Source organism: Maribacter thermophilus (genome assembly GCF_001020565.1).
Taxonomy (GTDB): Bacteria; Bacteroidota; Bacteroidia; order Flavobacteriales; family Flavobacteriaceae; genus Maribacter; species Maribacter thermophilus.
This window is the reverse complement of record NZ_LDAS01000001.1, coordinates 2,070,520-2,083,509: the sequence shown is the minus strand read 5'-3', so window position 1 is coordinate 2,083,509 and position 12,990 is coordinate 2,070,520. Positions and strand designations below refer to the sequence as shown.

Sequence of the window (12,990 nt, the reverse complement as noted above, 5' to 3'; positions counted from 1 at the left end):
AAGGCCTTTGTTGTCAATTTTTATTTTGTTGATTCAATTTGTATTTGCTGTCGAAGATAGCTGTTAAGTTCGGCTTTATGTATCCCCAGGTATTTTTTGATCGCATTGTAATAGTCTTCGTCCGTTTTTCCTTCAGACATAAATTCTTTTATGAGGTTCCAACCGCCTTTGTCCAATATTTTCTTGGCTATTAGTCCGCCCAGAACGTAATGATAAGAGGTTTCGTTGTCCAAATTTGTTAATTTGAGCATATCGTTTAGGTTTATTTCCGGATGTTTCCGTAAATGGATATTTGTTCGTTTTATATGCCAATCCAGACTTTTTCCACGGCTTCCGCCCAATAATGTCGCTATGCCTTCAGAAACCCAAAAATGCTTGTTCGGATAGTGTTGGTCTATTTGAACATGAAAAACTTCGTGTGTATAATATTCTCCCAAACCGCCACAATAAACTTTGTCGTCCGTTGCTTTGCCACGTGGTTTTGACGGTCCGCCCATACCCATGTAATAATCGAGGCCTTTTAACTTTTGAACTTCATCATAGTCGTCGGCAAGGTAATATTCGAACGGTTTTGGTTTTACACCAAAATTGTTACAGATCTCATTTATAAAACCATTGAGCTTTTGGGCCTTTTGGTAGTTGAACTTATGGTATGTCGGATAATAAAAGTCTACAACACCAACCGTTGTACAATTCCAAGTTTGTTTGTTGACGGTTAAGGCATTGAACAATTTAAACTTTCCGTTTTCCCTTTTTGCAACATAGTTTGCTATGGCCAAAACATAGGGGGTGCCATCTTGCTTATTGTAAGAAAACTGGGCTTTTATTCTGTAGATGTCTTTTTTAGATTGTAGGCTTAAGACATGGACCGGAAATCCCATATAAAGAGAAGGATGAAATTCGCTCTCCAAGAAGTCATAATTCTTATGTTTCTGTTGTTCTTCTCGGTTCCAAAATGGGTTTTCTGTTTGGTTTTGAGGGTTTGAAGCCAAATAGTTTTCAAAAAGCATCATTACCTCTTTAGTTTCCACTTTTGTTGAGTCAACAACGTAATTGTACGTTATTTTTTGTCCCAGGGCATTACTGCTTAAAAAAAGAAAAATTATGAATTGAAGACGATTCATTCTATGGGACGATAACGGTTGATATAAGAATTGTTGCTGATTTGTAAAGACTTTTGTTTTACCCCGGCTTCATTACGTTTACGCCGTGTAGGCCAACATTGTTTCTCTTTTCGGTCCAACTGGCAATTCGTTGGTAATTGGTCAATAATACAAATCCTAAAATTAAATTTATTATTGATACTATCTATTTGTATTCTGCTAAAGAAAATCCCGTTCGTAGGGTAGCTACTTCCATCGTTCTTAAAAAATGTTGGGTATTCTATAAAAATATAAAAAGGACCGAACATATCTTACGGAAAAACGTAATGGACTACGCGGTGTTCTCTCTTGACAGTACTTCCAATAGCGTGTAATTTGTCGGTTTGTGAAAAATAAAAAGATAATGAAAGGGAAATTTGATACCATTGCCCTGAAATAATTAATTTTAGGGTTTCAGCCCAAAACCATCCTGTTTTGGTTAGAAATGGGGTAGGGGCGGCAATACTAAAAGGGCATTTAAAAAAGATTCAGATTCTTTTTGAATGACAATCATTAAAAACCAAAACATAAAAACAGCTTTTTCGGTCGCGCTTTTCACGACCGTACGGGTAAGACAAACAACAACCTTTCTAACATGAGAACATTATTTTCAACAGTACTGATCGCGCTTACGGTTACCTCTATTTGGGGGCAAAAAAAAGTATTGGACCATCCAGATTTTGATATATGGAACACCATTGAGGGAAAAACAGTTTCTGCGAACGGACAATACATGATGTATTCTCTTGAAAAGGGGCAGAAGGATAGCTTTTTAAAAATAAAAGATGCCAAGGCGCGGACCGTTTTTGAATACGAACGCTCTGAAAATGGCGTGTTTACCTACAACGATAACTATGCGTTGTTCGCCATAAAACCATGGAAAGACAGTGTGGTGGAATTAAAAAGGGCAAAGGTGAAAAAAGACGATTTGCCCAACGACACTTTGGGTATTTATAACATAAAAACACAGATGTTTACCAAGATACCCAATGTTAAATCGTATAAAGTGCCGGAAAAATGGGAGGGGTTTGTAGCGTGTTTGGTAGACGAGGAAAAGTCGGGAAAAAAGAAAGAAAAAACCGAATCAAAAAAGGATAGCGTTCAAAAAAAATCTAAGAAAAAGAAGGTCGGAAAAGAAAACGGATATCATCTGGTCATCCATAATCTATCCACATCAAAAAACGATACCGTAAAATTTGTTACCGATTATACGTTTGCAAAAGAAGGCAAAACCTTGGCCTATGCCACTAGTGGACAAGATTCCACGTTAAAGGCGGGAGTTTATGTGCTAGATCTTGAAAACAATGTAAAAAGACAGGTTTTTGAAAACGAGAAAGCAAAATATTTTGAGTTAAGTTTAAGCGACTCTGGAGAAAAATTGGCCTTTGTGGTCGATACCGATACTACCAAGGTACAAATTAGGCCCAATGAATTGTACTTGTGGAAAGAAGGCAACGAAAAGGCAGAAAAGAAATTGGATGCCGAAAAAGCCCCTAAAGGATATCTGGTCTCGTCGGATGGAAAAGTCCATTTTTCCAAAGACGAAACTAAATTGTATTTCGGACTAAGAAGACCGCCAGTTGTAAAGGACACTACTCTAACGGAGGACGAAATTGTAAATGTTGAGGTATGGACGTACAACGAGCCCGAATTGTATACGGTACAGGAAGTGGAGGTAAAAAATGAGCAAAAACGATCCTATACTACCGTTTTGAACCTAGATACCGATAAGCTGGTGCAAATAGGAACCCAATCTTTTCCCGATACCAAGATAGGCAATGAAGGAAACGCCAAATTTGCATTGGCAGGTACCAGACTGCCCTATCAATTGGAAAGGCAATGGAAGGGGTACACCGCTGCAGATTATGTATTGGTAGATACGGAAACGGGAGAAACCCGTGAAATTTTAAAAAATGTGGCTGGCAATGTCCGTTTTAGTCCCGAGGCAAAGTATGTATACGGCTATCATTCGGTAGATAGTACTTGGTTTAGCTACTCTTTGGCCTCCAATAAACTTGTAAAATTGACCGAGGGAAAGGTTTTTTACGATGAATTGAACGATAGCCCCAAGCACCCAAGAAGTTATGGATCGCCCGGGTGGACCAAAAATGACGATGCTTTGTTGCTCTATGATAGGTTTGATATTTGGAGTTTTGATCCCGAAACGGGACAAGCGGAAAAATTGACCAATGGAAGGGATACTCGTACTGTGTACCGGTATGTGAAATTGGATGATGAAGAACGCTTTGTAGATGCCGATAAATGGCTGTTAAGTACTTTTAACGAGGTAAATAAAGAAGCCGGTTTTGTACAGTACGACCCCAAAAAGAAATCGTTTAAAAAGTTGGTTTCGGGTCCCTATAGGTATACTGCACCGATAAAGGCAAGAGAAAGTGATGCCTTGATATATACGAGGGAATCGTTCACCGAGTTTCCGAACATTCGCCTTACTGATCTGAATTTCAAAAAATCTACGGTGATCAGTAATGCGAACCCACAGCAAAGCGAATACAATTGGGGGACCGCCGAATTGGTGGAGTGGACCTCTTTAGATGGTATTGAATTAAAGGGAGTTCTTATTAAACCCGAGAATTTTGACCCTTCTAAAAAATACCCCATGATCGTTAATTTCTATGAAAGAAGTTCTGATAACCTATACAGGCATAGGGCTCCAAGCCCCGGGCGATCTACCATTAATTATAGTTTTTATGCCAGTAGGGGGTATCTGATCTTTAACCCAGATGTACAATATCGTGTTGGGTATCCTGGTGAAAGTGCCTTTAATTGTGTGATTCCGGGAATAACCTCGTTGATAGAAAAGGGCTTTGTGGACAAAGATAACATAGGTGTTCAAGGGCACAGTTGGGGAGGATATCAAATCGCGTATTTGGTAACGAAGACCAATATTTTTAAGGCAGCAGAATCTGGAGCCCCGGTAGTGAACATGATCAGTGCTTACGGAGGTATTCGTTGGGCCACCGGCTTAAGTAGGGAGTTTCAATATGAACACACACAAAGTAGAATAGGCGGTACCCCTTGGGAATATCCTTTGCGGTATATAGAGAATTCGCCCATATTCAATATAGATAAAATAGAAACCCCCTTGTTGATCATGCATAACGATTCGGACGGACACGTGCCTTGGTACCAGGGTATCGAGTTTTTTATGGCCTTAAGAAGATTGCAAAAACCGGCATGGATGTTAAATTACAACGGGGAACCACATTGGCCACTTAAATTGCAGCACAAGAAAGATTTTAATGTACGCATGCAACAGTTTTTCGACCATTATTTAAAAGGGGCGCCAAAACCTGTATGGATGGACAAGGGCGTACCCGCTATTGAAAAAGGGATTCATCAAGGATATGAACCTGTGAGCGACAAATAGTATGGTAACGGCTGTAATAGCGTAACCAAAAATATATAAACCTCAGGTCAAAAAATGGCCTGAGGTTTTTTCTTTTCAAATAGACCCAATAATCATGGCATGGTAAAAAGACAATCTTTTTTAGGGGTTGAAAGTAAATAGTGGCATTTTTATAGGGTTTGTTGATCAATATCATATTTCCTTTTTACCATACTGTCTAGTTTTGGGGATGCTTTTTTAAGATAGGTGTAAAATGAGAGACAGTTCAAATACCATAATTTATGTCGTTGCCGGTATTATTATACTTCATTTTGTTGTAGGTATAATTTGGCTAGCTTTTAAAATGAACAAGAAAAAGAAAGACTAGGCTGTCTATGGCATTCTTTTGAAAGCATTTTTTTTGTGTTCGAGAGTGGTTATAAATAGCTATGGGCCATAAATGGGTTGTTCTTTTTTACCTTGGTTCTTTGTTGTACGTAGGCTTTTATTCATTTTCTCGTTCTATATTTTTGAAAATTTTATCAAAGTCTTCGTTTTTTACATTAAGCACCTGAGCTTCAAATGTTTGTTTGTTAAAGTCTATAAAATATCTGATGTTATCAGATTTTATACCTGAGATATTTGTCCAATATTTAAATTTATAAATTTCAATATTAGGTCGGCTGAGTAGCACACTTTCTTTTAATTCATAACGCAAATCATAATTTTTAGCGTCGCTACGTAAATAATCTTCCATTAAGTTTTTGATAAATTTAGAGGTGCCCATAGTTATAGGGATATAATTCGGGTATTTTTTTATAACAATAAAATTCAACGGATCAGAAACTTTCTTATAAATTGAAATTCCACTGTTGAGTGATTGAAGATTAGATTTCCACATGTTAATTACATTTGAAGGAACCTCTTTTTGTAAAGGTTTAAAAAGAAACTCTTCTAATTTCGATTTATCTACTTCTATATAATCTTTGGGCAAGAATATGGATGCTTGTAAATACTCTATATTATGTTTGGAATACTCACTTTCGTCAAAAATTCCCTTTTTGTCAATTGTATTTTTACAGGATACAAATAAAATTAATATACCTAGGTAAAATCGCTTCATAATTATTGTTTTTCTTAATTCATTTTAAATTTTTGTTCAAGCTTGCGTACAACGTGTTTGTATATGGAAAGTTACGTGTTTACATACAAATATTTTCTGCCGAAAAATTAGACCTTGGAACGCAACGCCCTATAGTTAATTATAGATTTATCTTTTTAGTGTAAAGTGGCCTGAGTATATATCTCCATCTTTAAAATAGACTTTGAACCAATAATCACTGGATATCATTTGTTTGCCATTGAATAAACCCGTCCAGCCTAAATCATTTGGCGATAGTTGCGCCAACAGTTTTCCATATCGGTCGTAGATATGTATACGGGCATCTGGATATTGATCAATCCCATAAATCTGCCAATAATCATTAATACCGTCATTGTTGGGTGTAAAGAATTTAGGATAATCAAGAATCGTAATTTCTTTGATATCTTCACCACAACCATTTTTGTCCCTTACCATTACGGTATAGTTACCTCCTATAATATCTGAAAAATAGTTACTTTCTTGAAAATTGATACCATCTATGGAATATTCAAAATTACCATCTCCTGAAGCTATTATTTCAATGAAATTATTATTGGATAGCGTTTTGTGCTTCACTTCTATAATAGTAGGTGGTGATGATCGCACCAATTCAAAATCATAGCTGTTTTCGCAATATTGGCCATTTGTAATTTTGCCTATGGTAAGGGTATAATTTCCCTCATTAACCAAGTTTACCTCATAGGTGTCTGAGATGATATCTTCATTTTTATTGCGCCAACTGTAATAGTCAAAACCACCTTCTACCTGAATGGTCAGCGATGGCTCTAAATGGCATATAGAATAGATTTTCTGAACCGGTGTTGTAGGTAGTTCGTTTACAACAAGGTCAAAACTCGTTTCTGCAAAACACAAGGTATTCAATGAATTCTCTGCACGAACCGTAATGGTTTCATTCCATGCGGTACTGTTTTCATAAGAAGTTAAAGGGCGAGCCAATTCAACACCGTTTGCATTATAATAAAAGAGGTTTAATCCAGATTGTGTCCCAATAATATCCTGCTCAATATGAGAAAGGTCAAAGTTGGCGAAACCGTTCCCGATGTCACAGGCATAAACCGTAGAGGGCTTGTTCAATTTTGGCTGGGAAGATGTTCTTAAGACCAAAGGAGTCTCGTCATAACAACTGGTCTTTGTATTGGTGACCCTGACGGTTATGGTTTCTTCATCGGCAATAATATTGGTATATGGATTGTTCAGTGGGCTCGGTAATCTATTACCATTGGCATCAAAATAAGAGACCTCTAGGTCTATTTGGCCGTTTAGCACTTGCGATTCAATATTTGAGGTGTCAAAATATTCCGAGATACCATCACCATCGTCATCACAACCAATCAGAATATCCAAATCGTGGGCCACAGGCAACGGATTGGCCATAAGCCTAAATGTTGATTCATTATAACAGTTGTTTACATTTTCATATGCACGAACCGTTATTTCTTCTTCGTTTATGGTCAGGTTTTTAACCTGGCTCAAAGGTGGCTGTATTTGATCTCCATTTTCTCGATAAAAAACAACTGAGTCTATATTGTTGCCACTCAAAAGATTATTCTGTACCTGCTCTAAATCAAAAGTGGCAAAACCATCTGTTTCGTTGCTACAAACAATGAGGTCTGAAACGGATGAAAGGTCGGGAATTGGGTTTACGATCAAGTCGAAGCTGGTTTCAGAATAACAACATGGGGCATCATTATGAGCCACCCTTACGGTAATTGTTTCCCTGTTCGGAACGGAATTGGTAAACGGATGGGGCAGCGAGGTGTATGTGTTGCCACTACCATCAATAAAAGTGACTGTCATATTATTTTGCCCACCTAAAACCTTTTCGGTTACATGTGCTACGTTAAAGGATGATGAAATACCCGTGTTCTGGCTATCTTCACAGGCAAAAATATTATCGATACTATAAGCATTTGGAGGTTCTTTTACATCTATGGTTTCCGTAAGCACTTCTGTACTGCCATCTGTGGCCGTAACCGTTGCGGTAATGGTGTATGTTCCATCATCAGAAAAATCATGGGAAGGTGAAATATCAGTTGAGTTATTATCGGATCCAGAGGTCGGATCATCAAAATCCCAAGCTATGGATGCTATATTACCTGTTGGGGCTACACTGAACTCCTTCAAAAACTCTGAGCAGATATTAGAAATGTTCATGGAGAATTTATGGGTCATATGATGTACATCTCCGGTTACATTAATGTAAAAGTTAGCATCCGGTCTCCCAAAATCTACCGTAGAAACATATTCATTTGGTCCAAAATTATGTTCAGAAGAAGTTCTGGTACAGCCTCTTTGCCATGAAACTCCGGTATCTTGCGGCGAACCGGCAATAAATGCAACCCCATCTCCATAAACGATGCCTTTATGCACTTCTACCAAAATTCTTTCGACACCCGCAGGTACTACCACAGGCGTATCAAATTCAACATTTATAATTTGCGAATCACGGCCAATGCTTGGTGATAATTCTTGATATTGACTACTTCCTATCAGGGTTGTTTCTGAAAATGAACTTGGGAAATTATCATCAATAGCATATATGTTAAACCTGATTTCAGGCAACCAACCTACTTTATTAATACCTACTTGACCTGAGGTTATCACAAATTCCTCATCGGTAGAAATACCAAAATCATCCAAATAAAAATCCCTTGCCCAGTAAATATATGAGGAAGTACATGAGTGAATACTCGTTTCTACAATATCATCGCATACATTGTGTGATAAGGTTACCGATGAGGCGGTATTGCCCAGATTGTTAATTCTCCCCGTTACATTTATAAAGAAATTGGCATCGGGAACCGCTGGACTCATATCTTCGGTAGATGTATAGGTGTAATACTCGCTACAGCCTTTAAACCAAGAGGTGTCATTGTCGAACTCCGTTCCTGCGATACGAACTTTCTTAAAATCATCATTGTAAATATCTTCCATTTGGGTTACCTCTACCAAAATTCTTTCGACCCCCGTAGGAACCGTAATGGGAGTGCTAAAATCTATCTGAACAATTTCTGGGGTGTCCCCAATTTCGGGCGTACTAACCACATGGCCATAACTAATGCTTTTGGGGTTGTTGCCCGGTGCCTCTGCATTTAAACTATAAAAGTTAAAAACCAATCTTGCGCCGTCGTATGAATTACTGATGGCCACCTGCCCCGAAGTAATAATAAATTGATCAGCAGCAGTGATTCCAAAATCCGAAAGTGTAAAAGCTCTGGCCCAAGATTCTTCACGTTCGCAAGAAATCATGTCGGTTTTAATGGGCGTATTACCAATATTATGGGTTAAAGTAATTTGTGATGAAATCACATTGCATAACAAAAAAAATAGAACGAACGTGTATTTTTTAAGCATGGGGGTCTGTAATTTATTCAAGATAACAACTGGCTAATATTAATAATTATTTGATCAACGTTTTTGGCTTTTTTGATGATCGGTAAGAAAAAAAGTTATGTGTACAATTAGTTTCCGCTACAGTCTAATTTTTTTCGGTTTCTTACTAGCTTCTCGTATAAAAATGATTGTAGGATTGTGTGCGAGGATTTTCCGAAGGAAAACAAGTTGTTAGTGTTATTCCGTTACTTTTTTAAAATTCAGCTCATCTGCCCAACAATGTCCAAATTCAGATGCACAGTTTAATGTAAACTCGTTTTTTAATAGTATCCCACTGTATTTTAAGAGACCTTTAGAAACATCACTTATTGAGTCTTTTTTTAGATCACTTTGCTGTTTTACGATTCTCATTTGTGTAGTCTTATAAAGATTTCTTGTTCCAATATCAAAACTGATTTTGTCTTTTTCTATAGTCAGATTTTCTAGTTCGTTTGCATAAAAGAGAACGCCGTGTTCGCCGTTATCTTCCGTTCCGTAATAAACTCCCGTATATTTTCCATTTTGAATATCCAGCATGATGTAATGATTTTCAGATACTTCGGGTGTTTTGTATTCGTAAATTCCTATAAAATCAGAGTTCGGCTTATTAGAGTTTGTGTTTACTTCGGTCTTTTTTTGTGAATTACAATTCGTAAAACTCAAAATTAAAAGCAGTAAAGAAATGTTTCTCATGTTGTTTGTTGATGTTTTGGGTAACAACTTAGTTGCAAGGTTTGGTACTTGACTCTGCCTGGTAAACACCAAGTTAAAAATTTGAGAGGATTTTTACAAGTAGGCGATAAAGAGGCAATTAACTATACACGACACAAGTTTGATTCTTATTAAATTGTTGGTGTAATCAGAAAGAACAAAAAAGAGAATTAAGGAAGAATTTGTTTTTTCACCTCGGTTCTTGGTAGTAGGTAAGTATTACTTGTTTTCTTTGCTGTATTGCTTAAGCACTTTTTTTAGTCGATTGCCAGATTCTTGATCAAAAGAACCGTTGCATTTCAAATTATTCTGATGGCAATAATCCATGAATTTCGCGTACCTTTCTGCGTTATATCTTATAATATTTGAATAACCGGGTATAGTGTCCATTTTTTGATGGTGTATTTTGTTATCGCGAAAAGTATAGACAATTTTGAATGCTCTGACTTTTCTTTTTAGGGCAACATCAAGATAGTTGCTGTTTTCTTCAATTGTGGTAACAGTCTCTCCGTCAGATTTGATATCCAATAGCTTAATATGTGAATCAAGTTCTTTTCCCCATAAGATGGCATCCATTAATTTCTCTTTATTCTCTATTTCCATGCTGCCATCCGCGAACATTTCAAAGTAATCGTTGTGGGTAAGGGTGTTTACTTTTTTTGTATTATACTTGTTTCTGGCCTTTATGTACGATGTAACGATGTCTTCTTTATGTAATGTTTGAAAACCGGTGGTAGCGTACGAAACAACTACTAAGGTAACTATTGAAAAAAGTGATTTAAAGAATCTAGTTGTCATATTTTAAGCATTAAAAACAGCGGAACGACTATGCGTAGTTGCGCAATTTGTAATTTACCTGGCAGGTATTTACCTCCAAGAACATTTAAAGTTGTTTTCGGAAGCGGGTGATAACAAGCGCTTGTTTACTGTTATTGTCAGCGGTCTTTGTTTTTTAATTGCAATATTCAATTCCCCAGTCTGTGTGTCCGCGACCCTGATAACATCTCCAATTCTCTTTAATTTCCAGAATGCTCCAGGTATCATTCTTTTGTTCAGCTATCAAAATTAGTTTAGTTGCTCTCTGCGAGTCGTCCTGTTGGTTATCATGGATCAGTGTAACTTCAAATTTATTGTCCATAAGTTCACGGCTTTCGATTTCTAAATGAGGAATTCCTTCATTTTCAGGAAAGTCGTAAAATAACCGTGCCAACTGTTCAACCGATTTTATATCTGTTCTGGTACTAATTTTTTTATTGAAGTCTGTTGGATCAATGGTTTTAAATTTTTCTGAGCATGAAGTCAGGCAAATAACCATCAAAATTGAAATAAGTGTTCGCTTCGTCATTTTATATGTGCCACGATTGGTGTACGGTAGTTGCTCGCCCAACTAAAATAGCAAAAGCAGACCGAACCTTCTGAAAATGCACAAGAATTTTTTAGAAGTAGAAGAGGACAAGCAATTACGTATGGCCACAGTTGTACATTCGTATTTTATTTAATAGACTTATTTATAAGTTCAATTATTTCATTTATTCTTTTGACCAAAGCCTCAGATTGTAGATTGGCGGAGGTATTAAAAGTAATGGCACTTGAGGCCATTGATTCCATATTTTTATTTGTAAGTATTTGTTGTAGAGGTGAACTTAATTTTGAAACCCCAATTTCTTTTTTATGATAATTCTGATTTTTGTCTAAAAGCCAAATATGATTGATGTCGTTCATAAAGCTATTGGTAACATCTCTTGATATTCCTAATTCCCTTAAAACATTCTCTAAGGTATGATTGGCAATTTCACTCCAAACAGCTTCGATCTCTCTTAATGCAACTACGTCAGAAGACCAATTAGAAAGTAGGCGTTTTAGTTTTTCATCTTGAATCAACCTTAAGTTTCCAGAACTTATCAAATCATTTTGTACGGGATCAAATGTTGGATCGTTTGCTATTTGTGCAATGTCTTTTATTAGGCTGTCACGAACTATATTTTCAGGTTCGTCAAACGCTTTTAAAATTCTAAATGCGGCATTGATCATATTGGTTCTAGTCGTCATTTTTTCTTCTAATTGGCTTAGATCGGATAAGTAGTCATCTTTTAATTGTGTTAATACTATTTGTTCTTTTATTCCGTCTTTTCTGTTTTCGTTGCAATTATTAATCTGTAGTGCGATCAATATTCCAATTACAACAAGTACAATTTCGCCAAATGCATATTTGAGATAATTTACTGTCTTTTCTTCGGCAAGGAAGCTTTGTCTAATTTTTCTGAAGAATTTTATCATCTGGCTGGCGGTTGGTTTTAATGAAGCACAACGGTCTTGTAACTGTTGGTTAGGGTATTAAAGTTAATGTTTTTCGGTTAAGCACGGCCGTTAGCAATTCTGAGTGGATTTGGACAGCTTACCCCGAACTTGTTTCGAGATAGTCGAATGCGCCGACCAGAACATTGCGACCGACGAACACTTTAAACAAAATATACAACAGTGAATAAAAGGTGGTCATACCTTGTTGGCAACTGGCTTTTAAACATTGGGTAAATAAAAAAATCACAGTAATAATAAAATATATTACTGTGATTTTTGCAATAACATTAATTTGTTAAAAGACTGAATTATTGTTCAGGATAATTTTCTACATCAAAGAATCCGGTAATGTCTTTTAATTTATTGTCTTCAACTAGCACAAAACTAGACCCACCATCAATTACTTCTTTATTTTCGTTAAGAGTGTTCCATTTTACTAGATTTTTATTGTGATGAGAAACCACATTTGTTTGAGCAAAAGTTATTCCTGGAGATTGCTTATGAAATTCACCAATATAGTCAGAAACCTCATTGAGTCCGCTTAATTCTATTAAAGGGTCTGTGTAGCGGAAGTCATCAGCTAAAATTGTTTTTAATAATTCATCTCGTTTTGTTCGTTCGGTTATAGCCCAACTTTCACTCCAAATATCAAATACTTCTTTAAAATTTTTTATATTTCTTTTCTTTTAAAATGCTTGAAGAGTTTAAGATTATCACAAAAGATAAATTGCCGGATAATAAGAAAACCAATATTTATACTTTAACCGAAAAGGGTGTAGACCTAATGCCCATAATAGCAGAATTATCTATTTGGAGCGATAAGCACGTTAGAGAGTTTCATCCCGAATTATATTCTGGTGAAACGCTTCAAATTATAAAAAACAATAAAGAAGGTTTTATTGATAAAAAAATTGAAGACTATAAGTTAGAAAATTGGAAATAGGGTGAAGTTTATG

The 12,990-nt window shown here is 36.4% G+C and carries 10 protein-coding genes; 2 read left to right on the top strand and 8 right to left on the bottom strand.

Annotated elements, in window-relative coordinates:
• Positions 1–20 precede the first annotated feature (20 nt).
• On the bottom strand, positions 21–1,031 hold the full coding sequence (locus tag AB657_RS09060) for a hypothetical protein (RefSeq protein ID WP_157491657.1): 1,011 nt from the start codon (positions 1,029–1,031) through the stop codon (positions 21–23).
• A gap of 706 nt (positions 1,032–1,737) precedes the next feature.
• Between AB657_RS09060 and AB657_RS09050 the strand changes: the two genes are divergently transcribed.
• The gene (locus AB657_RS09050; RefSeq protein WP_047246197.1) at positions 1,738–4,530 is read left to right on the top strand and encodes an alpha/beta hydrolase family protein; all 2,793 of its coding nucleotides are present in this window, start codon (positions 1,738–1,740) and stop codon (positions 4,528–4,530) included.
• A gap of 463 nt (positions 4,531–4,993) precedes the next feature.
• Here AB657_RS09050 and AB657_RS09045 read toward each other — a convergent pair whose 3' ends face one another.
• From AB657_RS09045 to AB657_RS18280, 7 genes are all read right to left on the bottom strand, one after another.
• Positions 4,994–5,611, bottom strand: coding sequence for a hypothetical protein (locus AB657_RS09045; protein ID WP_047246196.1), 618 nt, complete (start codon positions 5,609–5,611; stop codon positions 4,994–4,996).
• 147 nt (positions 5,612–5,758) lie between these two features.
• Complete coding sequence (locus AB657_RS09040) at positions 5,759–9,007, bottom strand: T9SS type B sorting domain-containing protein (protein WP_047246195.1); 3,249 nt, start codon at positions 9,005–9,007, stop codon at positions 5,759–5,761.
• A 216-nt stretch (positions 9,008–9,223) separates the two neighbouring features.
• Positions 9,224–9,718, bottom strand: a complete 495-nt coding sequence (locus tag AB657_RS09035; protein ID WP_047246194.1) for a hypothetical protein — start codon at positions 9,716–9,718, stop codon at positions 9,224–9,226.
• A 237-nt stretch (positions 9,719–9,955) separates the two neighbouring features.
• Positions 9,956–10,534: a hypothetical protein gene (locus tag AB657_RS09030; protein ID WP_047246193.1), complete on the bottom strand. Its 579-nt coding sequence runs from the start codon at positions 10,532–10,534 to the stop codon at positions 9,956–9,958.
• A 154-nt stretch (positions 10,535–10,688) separates the two neighbouring features.
• Positions 10,689–11,081: a hypothetical protein gene (locus tag AB657_RS09025; protein ID WP_157491644.1), complete on the bottom strand. Its 393-nt coding sequence runs from the start codon at positions 11,079–11,081 to the stop codon at positions 10,689–10,691.
• 146 nt (positions 11,082–11,227) lie between these two features.
• On the bottom strand, positions 11,228–12,013 hold the full coding sequence (locus AB657_RS17660) for a DUF6090 family protein (RefSeq protein WP_052958665.1): 786 nt from the start codon (positions 12,011–12,013) through the stop codon (positions 11,228–11,230).
• A 329-nt stretch (positions 12,014–12,342) separates the two neighbouring features.
• The gene (locus AB657_RS18280; protein WP_394332530.1) at positions 12,343–12,660 is read right to left on the bottom strand and encodes a nuclear transport factor 2 family protein; all 318 of its coding nucleotides are present in this window, start codon (positions 12,658–12,660) and stop codon (positions 12,343–12,345) included.
• Between the two features lie 65 nt (positions 12,661–12,725).
• Here AB657_RS18280 and AB657_RS09015 point away from each other — a divergent pair, with 65 nt between their 5' ends.
• A complete protein-coding gene (locus AB657_RS09015; RefSeq protein ID WP_052958664.1) occupies positions 12,726–12,977 on the top strand; it encodes a winged helix-turn-helix transcriptional regulator in 252 nt (83 codons plus the stop codon).
• Positions 12,978–12,990: the final 13 nt, after the last annotated feature.